The sequence below is a fragment of the Thalassospiraceae bacterium LMO-SO8 genome (genome assembly GCA_031655335.1).
Taxonomy (GTDB): Bacteria; Pseudomonadota; Alphaproteobacteria; order Rhodospirillales; family Casp-alpha2; genus UBA1479.
The window spans coordinates 254,394-270,389 of record CP134226.1 but is presented as its reverse complement, the minus strand read 5'-3'; the positions used below and the strand labels follow the sequence as shown (position 1 = coordinate 270,389).

At 64.5% G+C, this 15,996-nt stretch carries 12 protein-coding genes; 3 read left to right on the top strand and 9 right to left on the bottom strand.

What is annotated here, in order from left to right; all coding sequences use genetic code 11:
- Positions 1-29: 29 nt before the first annotated feature.
- The 5 genes from rnr to RJ527_01245 form a co-directional block, all read right to left on the bottom strand.
- On the bottom strand, positions 30-2,330 hold the full coding sequence (gene rnr / locus RJ527_01265) for a ribonuclease R (GenBank protein WND76385.1): 2,301 nt from the start codon (positions 2,328-2,330) through the stop codon (positions 30-32).
- 15 nt (positions 2,331-2,345) lie between these two features.
- The gene (topA, locus tag RJ527_01260; protein ID WND76384.1) at positions 2,346-5,012 is read right to left on the bottom strand and encodes a type I DNA topoisomerase; all 2,667 of its coding nucleotides are present in this window, start codon (positions 5,010-5,012) and stop codon (positions 2,346-2,348) included.
- Between the two features lie 50 nt (positions 5,013-5,062).
- Positions 5,063-6,205, bottom strand: a complete 1,143-nt coding sequence (dprA, locus tag RJ527_01255; protein ID WND76383.1) for a DNA-processing protein DprA — start codon at positions 6,203-6,205, stop codon at positions 5,063-5,065.
- A gap of 75 nt (positions 6,206-6,280) precedes the next feature.
- A complete protein-coding gene (locus RJ527_01250; GenBank protein WND76382.1) occupies positions 6,281-7,843 on the bottom strand; it encodes a DHA2 family efflux MFS transporter permease subunit in 1,563 nt (520 codons plus the stop codon).
- Positions 7,833-8,993, bottom strand: a complete 1,161-nt coding sequence (locus RJ527_01245; protein ID WND76381.1) for an HlyD family secretion protein — start codon at positions 8,991-8,993, stop codon at positions 7,833-7,835. Before RJ527_01245 ends, RJ527_01250 begins: the two co-directional genes overlap by 11 nt.
- Between RJ527_01245 and RJ527_01240 the strand changes: the two genes are divergently transcribed.
- Together RJ527_01240 and RJ527_01235 are read left to right on the top strand one after the other, a co-directional pair.
- Positions 8,953-10,887, top strand: coding sequence for an ATP-binding protein (locus tag RJ527_01240; protein WND76380.1), 1,935 nt, complete (start codon positions 8,953-8,955; stop codon positions 10,885-10,887). The two genes, RJ527_01245 and RJ527_01240, sit on opposite strands and share 41 nt — an antisense overlap.
- Before the next feature lie 273 nt (positions 10,888-11,160).
- A complete protein-coding gene (locus RJ527_01235; GenBank protein WND76379.1) occupies positions 11,161-11,505 on the top strand; it encodes a hypothetical protein in 345 nt (114 codons plus the stop codon).
- Positions 11,506-11,524: 19 nt separating this feature from the next.
- On the opposite strand, the gene plsY is transcribed toward RJ527_01235, so the two are convergent.
- The 3 genes from plsY to RJ527_01220 are packed head-to-tail and all read right to left on the bottom strand — an operon-like array spanning position 11,525 to position 14,472.
- Complete coding sequence (plsY, locus tag RJ527_01230; protein WND76378.1) at positions 11,525-12,160, bottom strand: glycerol-3-phosphate 1-O-acyltransferase PlsY; 636 nt, start codon at positions 12,158-12,160, stop codon at positions 11,525-11,527.
- A 4-nt stretch (positions 12,161-12,164) separates the two neighbouring features.
- Positions 12,165-13,481 (bottom strand): dihydroorotase, encoded by a 1,317-nt coding sequence (gene pyrC, locus RJ527_01225; GenBank protein WND76377.1) that lies wholly within the window; start codon positions 13,479-13,481, stop codon positions 12,165-12,167.
- Between the two features lie 19 nt (positions 13,482-13,500).
- A complete protein-coding gene (locus tag RJ527_01220; GenBank protein ID WND76376.1) occupies positions 13,501-14,472 on the bottom strand; it encodes an aspartate carbamoyltransferase catalytic subunit in 972 nt (323 codons plus the stop codon).
- 131 nt (positions 14,473-14,603) lie between these two features.
- Here RJ527_01220 and RJ527_01215 point away from each other — a divergent pair, with 131 nt between their 5' ends.
- On the top strand, positions 14,604-15,479 hold the full coding sequence (locus tag RJ527_01215) for a diguanylate cyclase (GenBank protein ID WND76375.1): 876 nt from the start codon (positions 14,604-14,606) through the stop codon (positions 15,477-15,479).
- 10 nt (positions 15,480-15,489) lie between these two features.
- Here the strand turns inward: RJ527_01215 and ruvX are convergent, their stop codons facing one another.
- Positions 15,490-15,948 (bottom strand): Holliday junction resolvase RuvX, encoded by a 459-nt coding sequence (gene ruvX / locus RJ527_01210; protein ID WND76374.1) that lies wholly within the window; start codon positions 15,946-15,948, stop codon positions 15,490-15,492.
- Positions 15,949-15,996 lie beyond the last annotated feature (48 nt).

Below are 15,996 nucleotides of genomic sequence, written 5' to 3'. Positions count from 1 at the left end.
TCATTATGAAAACTTTGTGACGTCTGGGGTCAGCCGCGTGCGGGTTTGCCGGATTTCTTGCCGCGGCCCTTCTTGGACTTGTCCTTGCCGCCGCTGCGCCCGCTTTTTTTCCGGCCGCCGCCGGTCGGCCGCGCGCCGGGAGTGAACCGCCCGCGGGCATTGCCGCCGGTTCGGCCGCCGGGACCGTCCATCAGCTCGAAGATCATGCCGCCGGTCAGCGGCCGGGCCTCGACCAGGCGGACCTCGACGGCTTCGCCCAGGACATAGGTCTTGCCGTTGGAGCGCCCGCGCAGGCGGTGGTGGGCCTCGTCGTGAATGTAATAGTCGTCGGGCAGGGAGCGGATCGGGATCAGGCCGTCGGCGCCGGTGTCACTGAGGGTGATGAACAGGCCGAAACGGGTAACGCCGTTGATGCGGCCGAGGAACGTGGCGCCGACCCGATCGGCGAGGAACTGGGTGGTGAAGCGGTCGACCGCCGCCCGTTCCGCCGCCGCCGCCCGCCGCTCCGTGAACGACAGGTGCTGGCCCATTTCGGCGAAGTCCTTGTGGCCTGTCTCCAGGGCGCCGTCGCCCATCCGGCCGCCGCGGATCAGGGCGCGGTGGACCAGCAGGTCCGAATAGCGCCGGATCGGCGAGGTGAAATGGCAGTATCGGCGCAGCGCCAGCCCGAAGTGGCCGATGTTGTCGGGCGAATATTCGGCCTGGGCCTGAGACCGCAGGACCAGTTCCTGGACCATGCGTTCGAACGGCCCGCCCTTGGCCTTGGACAGGATCTGGTTGAAGACGCCGGACTGCATGACCTGGCCCTTGGCGATCTTCAGCCCGATGGTTTCCAGGGCGTCCGACAGGCCCGCGACCTTGGTCGGGCTGGGTTGGTCGTGAATTCGGTACATGCAGGGAAGGCTTTTCTTTTCAAGGGCTTCCGCCGCCGCCACGTTGGCGGTGATCATGAATTCCTCGATCAGCCGGTGGCTGTCGAAACGTTCGCGCAGGGCGATTTCGGCGACGGTGCCGCGGTCGTTGATGATCACCTTGCGTTCGGGTAGGTCCAGGTCGAGTACGCCGCGCGCCCGGCGGTTGCGCGACAGCGCCTCGTAGGCCCCGTACAGCGGCGCGATCACGTCCTTGGCCAAGACGTCCGTCACGTCGTCGGGGCGGCCGTCCTGGGCCGCCTGGACCTGGTCATAGGTCAGGCGTGCGGCGGACCGCATCATGGCGCGTTCGAACCGATGGCGGGTCAGGTTGCCGTCGCCGTCGATCCACAGGTGGGCGGCCAAGCAGGGGCGGTCCTCCTTGGGCTTCAGCGAGCACCAGCCGTTGGACAGTTCCTCCGGCAGCATGGGCACGACGCGGTCCGGGAAATAGACGCTGTTGCCTCGGTCGTAGGCGCAGCGGTCGAGCGCGTCGCCGGGCCGCACGTACCAGGACACGTCGGCGATGGCGACCACCAGATGCCAGCCGCCGGGATGGTCCGGGTCCGGTTCGGCGAACACCGCGTCGTCGAAATCGCGGGCATCGGCGCCGTCGATGGTGACCAGCGGCAGGCCGCGCAGATCGACCCGGTCGCCCAAGGGGGCGGGGCCGGCGGCCTTGGCCTGATCGAGGGCTTCGGCGGGAAACTCGCTTGGCAGTTCGTGTTCGTGGATGGAAATCAGGCTGATCGATTTGGGATCGTCCATGGCGCCCAGGACGTCGGTCACCTTGGCCTTGCGCAGGCCCAAATCCTTGCCGGGCAGGGCGGCGGCGCGCACCAGGTCGCCCGGCTTGGCGCCGCCCGATTGTCCCGCCGGGACCACATAATCCTGCTTGGCGCGGCGATCGGTGCTTTCGATGCGGCCCTCGCCGCCGACCTCGCGGTAAACCCCCATGATCGCCGAGGGGGCCGACGGCAGGCGGCGGATGGTGCGGCCTTGGTAGACGCCGCGTCCGGTGCGCTCCAGGCGCGCCAGCACGCGGTCGCCGGTACCCAACGCGGCCTGGCCCTTGCGTTCGGGCGCCATGTAGATGGCCGGCGGCGGGCCGGCGGCGTCTTCATCCCAGTTTTCCGGGCGCGCCATCAGCTCGCCCTCGGCATCGATGCCGGTGATGTGCAGGACCGTGACCTCGGGCAGGGTGCCCGGCTCGGCGAACCGCTTGCTGCGCCCGCGCTGCAAGGCGCCGCCGCCTTCCAGCTCCTTCAGAATCTCGCGCAGCATGACTTTGCCCTCGGACCCCAGCTTGAAGGCGCGCGCGATCTCGCGCTTGCCGACGCGCTTGGGGCTCGACTGGATGAATTCCAGAATTTCCTCCCGCGTCGGGAAGGGCCGGGTTGATTTCGGGGGCTTGGCCACGGCGGGCGGCTCGGATCAGACGTCGCTGGCGGGCGGCGGCGTATCGCCGTCGGCCGGCGTCTTCTTCGCTGTTTTCTTCTTTGCGGCGGGCTTTTTGGCGGCGGTCTTTTTCTTCGCCGCGGCTTTCTTCTTGGGCGCGGCCTTCTTCGCGGCCGGCGCCGCTTTGCCGGATTTGGCGGCAAGCAGTTCCAGGGCCTTTTCCAGGGTCACGGAATCCTTGTCCATGTCCTTGGGCAGGGACGCCATGACCTTGCCGTGCTGGACGAAGGGCCCCCAGCGGCCGGCCTTCTGCACCACCGGCTTGCCGTCGGTCGGATGCTTGCCCAGTTCCTTGGGCGGATCCTTGCGCGGCTTGTCGGCGAACAGCACGACCGCACGGTTCAGGCCGACGGTCAGAACGTCGTCGTCGCCCTTCAGCGACACATAGGTGCCGCCCATTTTGAGGAACGGGCCGAAACGGCCGAGCCCGGCGGTGATCATGTCGCCGGTTTCCGGGTGCAGGCCGACCTCGCGCGGCAGGGCAAGCAGGCCCAGCGCCATTTCAAGGTCGATGGTCGCGGCGCTGACGCCCTTGGGAAGGGAGGCGCGCTTGGGCTTGGGGCCGCCTTCTTCGGCGTCGCCCAGCTGCACATAGGCGCCGTAGGGCCCCTTGCGCACGGTGATCGGCAGGCCCGTATCGGGATCGTTGCCGAGCAGGCGGGGGAAGATTTCCGCCGCCGCTTCCGCGCCCTCGCCGTTCTCGCCGTTTGGCACGGCCAGCGCCTGGGTGTGCTTGCATTCGGGGTAGTTCGAACAGCCGATGAAGGCGCCGAACTTGCCCAGTTTCAGGCCCATGCGGCCGTCGGCGCAGACCGGGCATTTGCGCGGGTCGCGGCCGTCTTCGCCCATGGGGAAGAAGTGCGGCCCGAGGAGTTCGTCCAGGGTGTCCAGGACCTCGCGCACGCGCAGTTCCTTGGTGCCGTCGACGGCCTTGGAAAAGGCTTCCCAGAAATCGCGCAGCACCTGTTTCCACTCGCGCCGGCCGCCGGAGATGTCGTCCAGCCGGTCTTCAAGTTCGGCCGTGAAGCCGTATTCCACATAGCGTTCGAAGAAGCTGGAGAGGAAGGCGGTGACCAGACGGCCGCGGTCCTCGGGCATGAAGCGGCGGCTTTCCAGCTTCACGTAATTGCGGTCCTGCAAGACCGAGATGATCGAGGCATAGGTCGACGGGCGGCCGATGCCCAGTTCCTCCAGCCGCTTGACCAGGCTGGCTTCGGTATAGCGCGGCGGCGGCTGGGTGAAGTGCTGATCGGCGTCCACTTCCTGGCGGGCCAGGTGCTGGCCCTGCCTGACGTCGGGCAGGATGCGGAGCTTGTCGTCGTCGTCGCCGTCGGCGGAAGCGTCTTCGTCCTTGCCTTCCTGATAGACCTTGAGGAAGCCGTCGAAAGCGATGACGGAGCCGGTCGCGCGCAGGGCCGAGGAGCCGTCGGCGGCGGCGATATCGACGGCGACCTGGTCAAGCACCGCGTTTTCCATCTGGCTGGCGACCGTGCGCTTCCAGATCAGGTCGTAAAGCTTGCGCTGATCTTCGTCCAGGTACTGGGCGACGTCCTCGGGACGGCGGGACACGTCCGTCGGGCGGACCGCCTCGTGGGCTTCCTGCGCGTTCTTGGCCTTGGTCTTATAAATACGCGGCTCGCCCGGCAGATAGGGCGCGCCATAAGACCCCTTGATCAGGTCACGGCAGGCGTTGACGGCCTCGTTGGCCATGGTCACGCCGTCGGTTCGCATATAGGTGATCAGGCCGACCGTCTCGCCGCCGATGTTGACGCCTTCGTACAGGCGCTGCGCGACCTGCATGGTCCGCTTGGCGCCGAAGTACAGCTTGCGCGCGGCTTCCTGCTGCAAGGTCGAGGTGGTGAACGGCGGCGCCGGGTTGCGCCGGGACTGCTTGCGCTGAACGTCGGCGACGGAAAAGGTGCCGGATTCGACGGTCTGCTTGGCGCGCTCGGCCTCGGCCTGCGATCCCAGGTCCATCTTGCCTAGCTTCTGCCCGTTCAGATGGGTCAGCTGCGCCGCGATCTTGTGTCCGCCCTCGGCGGCGAAGGTCGCCTTGATGGACCAGAATTCCTGGCGCCGGAAGATTTCGATCTCGGCCTCGCGTTCGCAGATCAGGCGCAGGGCCACGGACTGCACGCGGCCGGCCGACCGCGATCCCGGCAGCTTGCGCCACAGCACCGGCGACAGGGTGAAGCCGACGAGATAGTCGAGCGCGCGGCGCGCCAGATAGGCGTCGACCAGTTCACGGTCCAATTCGCGCGGATGATCGAACGCCGCCTTGACCGCGTCCTTGGTGATTTCGTTGAACACGACGCGTTTCACATCGACGTCTTTGAGAGCGTCATTCTTGTTCAGGACTTCGCGGACGTGCCAGGAAATGGCCTCGCCCTCGCGGTCGGGGTCGGTCGCCAGATACAGTTTATCGGCGCCCTTGACGGCATCGGCGATCGCCTTGATGTGCTTTTCCGACCGGGCATCGATTTCCCAGTCCATTTCGAAGTCGGCGTCCGGGCGCACCGAGCCGTCCTTCGACGGAAGGTCGCGGATGTGGCCGTAGCTGGCCAGCACCGTGTAACCGGGGCCCAGGTACTTGTTGATCGTTTTCGCCTTGGCCGGGCTTTCAACGACGACGACGTCGGTCATGCAGGACTTGCCTTTTCTCGGCCGGCCTTCGGGGCCGCTGCCCGGGCCGGCTAGTGGTCCATGAGCAGCGATACTTTGCTGCCGGGGTGCCTCTCTAACCGTCCTGCCAGTTCAAGTTCAAGCAAAACCGTTGACACCACGGCCAGGGAGAATTGGCAAACGCGGAGCAGTTCGTCAACAGTCGTCGGTGTCGGACCCAAGGCGGCGATGATCTCGTCGCGTGCCGAAACGGTCGTCTCAACGTCCGTCAGATCATTCTTAATATTTTGATTATAAACAATAATATCAGATTTGTCCGGGGCGCGTACATCGGCCATAACGGCGAATACGTCATCCGCGCTTTCCGTCAGGGTTGCCCCCTCGCGAATCAAATGATTGGTCCCGCGGGCCCTTGGGTCCATCGCCGCGCCCGGCACGGCGAACACGTCGCGCCCTTGTTCAAGGGCCATGCGGGCGGTGATCAGGGATCCGGATCGGGGGCTCGCCTCGACCACCACGACGCCGCGGGCCATGCCGGAGATGATCCGGTTGCGGCGGGGAAAGTGGCGGGCCTGGGGCTGGGTGCCGGGCGCGATTTCCGACAACAGGACGCCCGTTTCGGCGATGCGGTCGTAGAGATTCTTGTTCTCGGCCGGGTAGACGACATCGATCCCGCCGCCCAGTACCGCCGCCGTGCCGGTCGGAAGCGCTCCTTCGTGGGCGGCGGCGTCGATCCCGCGGGCCAGGCCCGAGGCGACCATCAGTCCGCCGGCGCCCAGATCGGCGGCCAGTTTCTTCGCGAAGCGGCGGCCGTTGACGGAAGCATTACGCGCACCGACGACGCCGATGGTTTTCTTGCCGAGAAGGTCGAGCCGGCCCCGCGCGTAGATCACCGGCGGCGGGTCGTGGATATGGGCGAGAAGTGGTGGGTAGGCGGGTTCGCCCCAGGCAATGGGCGTCGCCCCGATGCGCTGCGCCTCTTCCAGTTCGCGCGATGCCGCCGCGGCCGTGGCGATGCGGATGGTGCCGGCGCGCCCGCCCCGGCGGGCAAGGTCGGGCAGGGCGTCGAGGGCCCGCGTCGCCGTGCCGAAACGTTCCAGCAGGCGGAAGAAGGTGCCCGGCCCGACGTTGGTTGAGCGGATCAGGCGCAGCCAGGCGACGCGTTCATCGTCGGGAAGCGTGCGTTGGCGGTGATGGGCCAATCTGTCGGGCATGTCTGGGCTCTCCCAGGGGGCTGTCTGCGAAAGACTACCCGAGGAGAGTTATCTGTAAAAGGGAAAGTAAAGCGTTCATACGCCCGTTTTGGTTGTGCGTCCCAAAATCCAGGCAGGCACCAATGCCGTCGAGAAGACGATGGCCGAGACGATGAAGGCATCCTGGAATCCGAGGGTCGTCGCCTGGGCGTGAATGACCTTGGACAGGAAGTTGAGCGCGCCCGCCGTCTGCTGGGCGTCGGGCAGGCCGCTTTCACCGAGCACGCGGCCGACCTTTTCGATGAATTCCCGGCTGAGCGGGTTACCCGACGTCTGGGTCGCCGCCATGGCGTCGGCGTGGAAGGCCGTGCGCTGTTCGGTAATGACGACGAACACCAGGGTGCCGAAGGCGCCGCCCAATTGGCGCACGAAGTTGTAGGTCGCGGCGCCGGCGTTGATCTTGTGTTCTGGCACGGCGCGGATCGCCGCCGCCCCCATGGCGGGCATGACCAGGCCGATCGCGAGACGCGACAGCATGGTGAACAGCACCATGACGACGAAGGCCGTGTTGACGTCGGACTTGGAGATGAAGAACGCGGCGACGACGAAAAGCAGCACGCCCGCGGTAATCGGATAGCGGGGCGAGACATGGTCGTTCAAACGCCCGGCCAAGGGGGTGATCAGGAACAGGAATATCCCCGCCGGAACCAGAACCATGCCCGCCGCCGTGGCGGTGAAGCCCTGAACCTGCTGGGTGAACACGGGGATGGCGTAGTTGGTGGCGAAATTGCCCGCCCCGAACAGGAAGGCGATGACCATGGCCGAGGCGAAGGACGGGTCCTTGAACAGGCCGACATCCAGCATCGGGTTTTTCGAGTGCATCTGGTGCCACAGGAAGACGGCCCCGGCCGCCGTGCCGCCGACGAGAAGAACCAGGACCTCGTTGGAGTGCCAGCCCCAGCGCTGGCCGTTGGCCAGGCCGCTCATGACGCTGAAGCAGGCGGTGACGACCAGCACCAGGCCGGTCCAGTCAAAGGGTGGCTTGGGGCCTTTCTTCCGCTCCTGGGGCATGAAGCTGAGGCCCAGCAGAAAGGCGATGAAGGCGAGCGGCAGGGGCACGATGAAGATGTGCCGCCAGGTCAGGGCGTCCAGGATGGCGCCGCCGACCACGGGCCCGAAGCTGGGGGCCAAGGTCACGCCGACCGAATACATGCTGACGGCGAACCCCCGACGTTCGAGGGGAAACACGGAAATGATGGTCGACAGCACCAGGGGCTGCACGACGCCGGCGGAAATTCCCTGCATGACCCGCCCGACGATCAGGGTATCCATATTGGGCGCCACGGTGCAGACGAAGCCGCCCGCGGTGAACAGCACCAGGGTCATGGCGTAGGCGTTGCGCTGCCCCAGGTGGGCGACGACCCACACACTCATGAGCTGGCTTGCCACCATGGTCGTGATGAAGACCGTGGACGCCCATTGCGCGATGGTCTGGTCGATCCCGTAGGCCCCCATGATGGACGGCACGGCGACGTTGACGACCGTCGCCGACAGAATCATCGACACCGCGCCCAACAGGCCCGACAGGGTGACCGACCAGCGGCGGAATTCGCTGATGGAATGGGGGTCGATGGGGGCGGCGGCGACTTTACTGGTCAACGTCGATCTTGATTTCGACCATCATCCCGGGGCGCAGCAGGCGGTCCTGCTGGTCAATGGCGATGCGCACCGGCAGACGCTGGGTGATCTTGGTGAAGTTGCCGCTGGGGTTCGGGCTGGGCAGAAGCGCGAATTCCGCGGTGGTGGCGTTGCCGATAACCTGGACCTTGCCCGTGAATTCGCGGTCTGGATAGGCGTCGACGGAAACCTGGACGACGTCACCGACCTTGGTCTTGCGGATGTCCGTTTCCTTGATGTTGGCGTCGATCCAGATCACGTCTGGGTCGTGGATCAAGGCCAGGCGCTGGCCGGGGGTGACGTATTCGCCGACTTCGACGAAGGTCTTGTCGACGACGCCGCTGATGGCGCTGCGGATCGTGCGGTCGGACAGGTCCAGGCGCTGTTCGTCCAGTTTTGCCTGCAATTCCTGTTCGCGGTGAAGGTACACGGCGACGGCGCTGTCCAGAACGTGCAGGCGTTCGCGCTCGGCCTCGACCTCGGCCAACTTGGCTTCGGCCGAATGCAGATCGGCGACGGCGATGCGGTGTTCGCGTTCGATCTTCTTCAGTTCGGTCTCCGCCTGATCCAGTTGGCGGCGGGACACGACGCGGGTCTGAAACAGGGATTTGGAGCGTTCGTGTTCGCGCTTGGCGAGTTCGAGTTGCGGGTCCAGGGATGACACGGTGACCTGGGCGCCGACCAGGCGTGCCTGCTCCGACTTCAACTTGGCCGCGGTTTCCTTGTCGACCAGGCGTTTCTCCGCCAGGGTGCGCTCCTTTTCCGCGCGCAGGCTGGCGATCTGGGCTTCCAGTTCGCGGGCTTTCAGCGCCGATTCACGGGAATCGATGGTCAGCAGAACGGTGTTCGGCTTGACGTCGTCGCCTTCGGTGACGCTGATCGAGGTGACCCAGCCGGCAACGCGGGACGATACGGTAATCAGGTCGCCGCCGATGCGGGCGTCGACTTCATGGATGTTGGTGACGCGGTCGTGAATTTCCAGGCCGCCGAACAGGGTGCCCAGCACACCGATGACGAGCGCGATCGCAAAGCGGCGCTTGCGCGCCTTCAGGCGTGCAGCTTCTTCTGCGAAATCTGTGGTGGATGACGCATTGGCGTCCGACCTCGGATCGATATCCGTGGTGTCCGGCATGGATGTTTCCTCTTGCTCCTCGACGACGGCGTTTAATTTAACAGGTATTGTATACAATTGGGAAGTAGGCCATTCGCCATGGACCGCCGCCCGGCGCGGGTTGAGGCGGCGCGGCGGCACGCGGACCTATGCCGCAGTGCAGAAATTCGGACGCTCTTCGGGCAAGCTTGTATATATTCGATGCAGGCACTCATCGGGCGGCGCGATGCGGACGCAATACATCACCACCCTCGTCAGAATGGCAATTCTCGCAGCCGCCTGCGCATTGGGTGGTTTTTTGGCGGAACAGTACGCCCTGCGGGCGGCGGCGACGGAAGCGCGCCTGGAAACGGCCGAAGAACTGGGCAAGCTTCGCGTGCGTTTGGAAAGTTCCCTGAACGCGGACGTCCAACTGATCCAGGGCCTGATCAGCTATGTCAAGGCGCGGCCGGACCTCGGTCAAAAGGAATTCGCCACCGTCGCCGCCGACCTCATGGAATCGGCGGGCGGCTGGGTCCGCAACATGGCCTTGGCGAAGGACCTGATCATCAGCCACATCTATCCGATTGAAGGCAATGAAAGGGCGCTCGGCCTGGATTATCGAACGGCCCCTGAGCAATGGCGCGAGGTCCAGCGGGCCATCAAGGAAAACACCGTGGTGATCGCCGGCCCGCTCAACCTCGTGCAGGGTGGCGCCGGCATCATCGCCCGCTTCCCCGTGTTCATTTATCCGGAAGGTTGGCTGCCCGCCAAATTGTGGGGTGTTGTCTCCACGGTCATTGATTTCGACGCTTTCGTGCAGGACGTCGGGTTGCCGGACTATCAGGCGCGCTACCGTCTGGCCCTGATCGGGCGCGACGGGTTCGGCCGTGGCGGCGAGGTGTTCTGGGGCGATCCGTCGGTCACGGACGGCGATCCCGTGTATCTGGACGTCAACCTGGTTTCCGGCACCTGGGTCATCGCCGGCGAGCCGGCGGGCGGATGGCCGACGCGATCGGGCATGTTGTGGCTCAACGTCGTGGGCGCGGTGGCGCTGTTCCTGCTCGGCGCCGCCGTCATCTATGCCAATCTGCGCTTGGACCTGGAGACGGCGCGGTCGACGGAACTGTTGAAACGGACGCGCCAGGAAGCCGAGGCGGCGAAGGATGCCGCCCAGCAGGCAAACCGCGCGAAGTCGGAATTCCTGGCCGCCATGAGCCACGAACTGCGCACGCCGCTTAATGCGATCCTCGGTTTTTCCGACATTCTGTTCAATCAGTACTTCGGCCCGCCCGGTGCGGGCAAATACCGCGAATACGCCAACGACATTCATTCCAGCGCCAAACACCTGTTGGATCTGGTCAATGACGTCCTGGATATTTCCGCGATCGAGGCCGGCAGGACCGTGCTGGAGATCGGCATTATCGAGGTCCGTGGCCTGATCGCCGAATGCGTTCATACCGTGCGTGAGCGGGCCGGCGAAAAAGGCGTCATGCTGCGCGAGGCCGTGCCCGACGGTCTGCCGCGGTTGAAGGCCGATCGCCGGGCAATCAAGCAGGTGTTGTTGAATCTGTTGTCCAACGCGGTCAAGTTCACCCCGGACGGTGGCAGCGTGACGGTGACGGCCGCGGTTGCGGATGGCTTCCTTGTCATTACGGTCGCCGATACCGGCGTCGGGATCGAGCCGGAACGCCTGTCCCAGATCATGAGCCCTTTCACGAGTAAAGCGGCCAATCCCTATACCTCGGACAGGGGGTGGGGACTTGGCCTGGCCATTTCAAAGTCGTTGATCGACATGCACGCCGGTGAAATCGCCATTCACAGCAGGGTCGGGCATGGCACGACGGTCACGGTCCGCCTGCATCTGGATAGTTCGGCAATCGGCCGGGGCGGGCAGGTGGACGGGGCCGGGTTTAGCTGGGATCGTGAAAATTGAATTATACTTAAATAAAAAATAAGTTATTATTATCATAATAAATGTATATTAAATTTCATAGTTATTAATTGTATTAATATATTTAAGTATTACTGATAAAAACAAATTAAAATAATATTTATTGAAAACTAATTTATATTAAATTATATTGTTAAATTATGCGGAATGTTGGTGTTTTTCGGCGCAATCGACCGCTCGTCATTGTCGAATTGTGCTCGCCGCCAGCATGCCGGCAGCAAACGCCGTATTTCAATCAATATACAGGAGCGATGCATGACACTGCCGAAATCGACAAGCCCCTTTCTGTTGGGCGCGGGGGTCGGGGCATTCGTCCTTGCCGTTCTGGCCTTCAGCAACGATTGGGTGGTTAGCGCGAGCGCCAGTCACGACGAGGTGCAGGATGCCTGGATCAACGCCCAGGCTTCCGTTTGTGCGGCCCGCGCCGCCAATCATGTGAAGAAAATGGCGGAGGCGCCGGATCTGCAGGGCTATCAGTCGGATGCCCGCGCGGCGCGCGCAGACCTTGCGAAAGACTTCGCCACGACCCTGCCGGGCGAGAGTGAGCCGGAATCCAGCGTGATTACAGCCTGCTCACAGATGTTGAACAAGGACCTCTAATGCCCGAGCGGGCGCGGCGCTAAGCGCCGGGCGGGGTGTCCGCCGGTTTGGATTTTTGGCCGATCTTGCTTTCCTGGCCTGTGATCAGCCGGTGGATGTTCGCCCGGTGGCGGATCACCGCCAGGACAGCCAGGCCGCCCGCCATCCAGGCCATGGGCATGCCGTCGATCCAATAGGCATAGGCCGGGGCCGCGACCAGGGCGCCCAAGGCGGCCAGGGACGAATAGCGGAAGACTCCGGCGACCAGCAGCCAGGTCGCGCAGGCGGCCAGCCCGACCATGAAATTGACGGCCAGCAGCACGCCGAGCGTGGTCGCCACGCCTTTGCCGCCCTTGAAACGCAGCCAGACCGGGAAATTGTGCCCGATGACGCCGGCGAACCCGGCGATCATGCCGGCCTCGGCACCCCATAGATGGGCCGCCGCGAGCGCCGCCGCCGCCCCCTTGCCGCAATCGCAGATCAGCGTGGCGAACGCCAGGCCCTTGCGTCCGGTGCGCAGCACGTTGGTCGCCCCGATATTGCCCGAGCCCATGGTTCGGATGTCGCCCAGGCCCGCCATGCGCGTGAACACTAGGCCGAAGGGCACCGATCCCAACAGATAGCCGCCGAGGGCGGCCAGGGCGAATGCGAGGTTGCTGTCCAGTCCGCCGGCCATGGGCTCAGGCCCCGTGGGTGTGGACGGTGCGGCCGTCGATCACGGTACGCAGAACCATGCCCTGCACGGGCCGCCCATCGAACGGCGAATTCTTTGATTTGGAGAGCAGCACGTCGGAGGAAACCTTCCAGCTGCGGTCGGGATCGAACAGGATCAGATCGGCGGGGGCGCCCGGCTTCAGGCGGCCGGCATCCATCGCCATGAGCGCCGCGGGTGCCCGGGTCACCAGATCGAGCGCCCTGAGCAAGGACAGATGTCCATTGTGGTAAAGTTCCAGCGTCATCGGCAGCAGGGTTTGCAGGCCGACGCCGCCCGATGCCGCCTGGGCGAAGGGCAGGCGCTTTGATTCCTCGTCCTGCGGCGTGTGGTCGGACGCGACGCAGTCGATCACCCCGTCGCTGATCGCCCGCACGATGGCCTGACGGTCGTCCTCGTCACGCAACGGCGGGGTCAGTTTGGCGAAGGTGCGGTAATCGCCGATGGCGTGTTCGTTGAGCGCGAAATAGGGCGGCGCCGTGTCGCAAGTAATGGCCAGCCCCCGGTCCTTGGCGCGGCGGATGACTTCGACGCTTTCCGCCGTCGATACGTTGACGAAATGCAGGCGTCCGCCGGTCATCTCGACCAGGCGGATGTCGCGTTCGATGATGATGATCTCGGCCTCGCGCGGTATGCCGGACAGGCCCAGGCGGGTCGAATTCTCGCCCAGGTTCATGACACCGCCCTCGGCAAGCGATGGATCCTCCGGCTGATGACAGATCACCAGATCGAAGGTCGCGGCATAGGCGAGTGCCTGACGCAGAACCAGGGGGTCGGCGATCGTCCGGACGCCGTCGGTGAAGGCAAGGGCGCCGGAATCCCGTAACAATTTCAGCTCGGCGATCTCCTTGCCGGCCAACTGCTTGGTCACGGCGCCATAGGGGTAGACTTTGGTCAGCCCCAATTGGCGGGCCCGGCGGGCGACGAATTCGACCACCGACATGTCGTCGATGCAGGGATTGGTATCCGGCAGGCACAGCAGCGAGGTGACCCCGCCGGCCGTCGCCGCGCGCCCGGCGGTGGCCAGGGTTTCCTTCTGTTCTTCGCCCGGCTCGCCCAGATGGGCCCGGATATCGACCAGCCCCGGCGCCAGGCAGGCCCCATGGCAGTCGATGATCTTGGCGTCTTCGGGGCGGCCCGCGTCGAACAGCCCCGGCCCGGCGGCGGCGATCTTTTCGCCGTCGGTCAGCACGCCGCCCGGCCCGTCCCAGCCTTCGGCCGGGTCCAGGATGCGTGCGTTGACATAGGCCACGCGGCCCAGGGGTTCGTCGAGTTTTACCGCCATGTCTTGGGCTCGGGTTCCGTCACAAGTTGGTTTCGGCGAGGGGTTCCAGGTTGTGGGCCAGAATCTCCAGCGCCGCCATGCGCACGGCAACGCCCATTTCGACCTGTTCGCGAATGACCGAACGATAGAAGTCGTCGGCCACTTCCGAATCGATCTCGACCCCCCGGTTCATGGGGCCCGGATGCATGATCAGCGCGTCGGGCTTGGCATGGGCCAACATCTCGTAATCAAGCCCGAAATAGGTGAAATACTCCCGCACCGAAGGGAAATAGTTGGATTTCATGCGCTCCTGCTGAAGGCGCAGCATCATCACGATGTCGCAATCCTTCAGGCCCTCGGCCATGTCGTGGAAGACCTCGACGCCCAGGCGTTCGGCGGCATAGGGGATAAGCGTCTTGGGCGCGATCAGGCGCACGCGCGCCCCCATGGTCGTCAGCAGGTGAATGTTCGAACGCGCGACCCGGGAATGCAGGATGTCGCCGCAGATGGCGACCTGGAGCCCGGCCAGGCGACCGAGCCTGCGGCGGATGGTCAGCGCATCGAGAAGGGCCTGCGTGGGATGTTCATGGCTGCCGTCGCCGGCGTTGATGACGGCGCAGTTGACCTTTTCCGACAGCAGTTTGACCGCGCCGGAATCGGCGTGCCGCACGACCAGAACGTCCGGGTGCATGGCGTTCAGCGTCATCGCCGTGTCGACCAGGGTTTCGCCTTTTTTGATGGAGGAGCCCGAGATCGACATATTAATGACGTCGCCGCCCAGCCGCTTGCCCGCCAGCTCGAACGACGTCCGGGTTCGGGTCGAGGCTTCGAAGAACAGGTTGATGACCGTGCGTCCGCGCAGCACCGACTTCTTCTTGTCGGATTGCCGGTTCTGTTCGACGTAGGTTTCGGAGCGGTCCAATAGGAAAGTGATTTCCGCCGGTGTCAAACCTTCGATACCAAGCAAATGGCGATGGGGGAAATCTGTCGTTGCCGTGTCGCCGGAAATCATGGTGCCGGAATATAGGCTGGAGTGTCCGGCGGGTCACGAAAAATTGCGGGTCTTGGTGGCCGGTCGCCGATGATGGCATGATATGAGACCCGTTGGGCACGGGCGGACGAATAAACACAAGGGTTTTAGCGGTGTCTTCCCGAAATACGATCACGGGCTCGGGGACGGGCGAAATCGACATGGCCGAGGTTTTGGACCGCCTGCACGACGGCGTCGCGGTTTTCGATTCGGATGACAACCTGATTTTCGCCAACGAAGTCTGCCGCGATCTGTTCCAGGAGATTGCGGAAAGCTTCACGCCGGGAACCCCCTTCGCTGCCTTGATGGAGGCCGCGGGCGACAAGAAAATGATCGCCGATGCCTTCGCCGGGCCCGGTGAGATCAATTTCGCGGACGGCCGCACCATGTTGCTGCGTGAATCGCGCATGCCGTCGGGCGGCGTGGTGCGGACCTTCACCGATCTGACAGAATATCGGTTGGCGGAACAGCAGATCGCCTATATGGCCAGTCACGACGAGGTCACGGGCCTGCCCAATCGGTCGTTGTTCATGGACCGGCTCGACGTGTCGCTGCGTCAGGCGGCGCGCGAAAAGAACCGGATCGCCGTGCTGTTCATCGATCTGGACGGCTTCAAGGCCGTCAACGACCGTCTGGGCCACGATGCGGGCGACATGATTTTGCACCAAGTCGCGGTGCGCCTGGTCGCCCGCGTCCGCGCGTCGGACACGGTGGCGCGTTATGGCGGCGACGAGTTCACGGTGATTCTCAACCAGATATCCAACGCCCAGGACGTCAGCCGGGTCGCGCAGTCCGTCGTCGAGGAACTGACCCGCCCGTTCACAGCCAAGCGGGAAACGGTGATGATCGGCGCCAGTGTCGGTATCGCCCTCTACCCCGAACATGCGGAAACCGCCGATGCCCTGATCCGCATCGCCGACAAGGCGATGTACGAGGTCAAGCACGCGGGAAAGCGGGGATATCGTCTGGCCGGTCAGGGCCGGGACTGAGCGCGCCGGGTCACCGGGCGTCCAAGGCGCCTTGTAATATATAAGCCGCCGCCAGCTTATCGACGACCTGTCCGCGCCGGGCGCGGGTCATGTCGACGTCATCGACCAGCATGCGTTCGACCGCCACGGTCGATAGCCGTTCATCCCAGAAGGCGATGGGCAGGTCGCGCTTTTCCAGCAGGTTGGCGGCGAATTGGCGGGTCGACTGGCAGCGTGGCCCCTCGGTCCCGTCCATGCTGATCGGCAGCCCGATGACCAGGCCCCGGACGTCTTCGGCGTCGATCGCGGCAAGCAGGGCCTGGGCGTCGGCTGTGAACTTGGTGCGCCGGATCGTGTCGTAGGGGGTTGCGATGGTGCGCATGACGTCCGACAGGGCCAGGCCGATTGTTTTCGACCCCAGGTCGAGCCCCATGACGCGGCCGTGCCGGTCCATGGCCGCTTTCAATTCCGTCAGCGTCATGACCGCCATGGTATTGTCCTTACGATATCCGGCGAAAATCCATCCACGTCGCTTGAT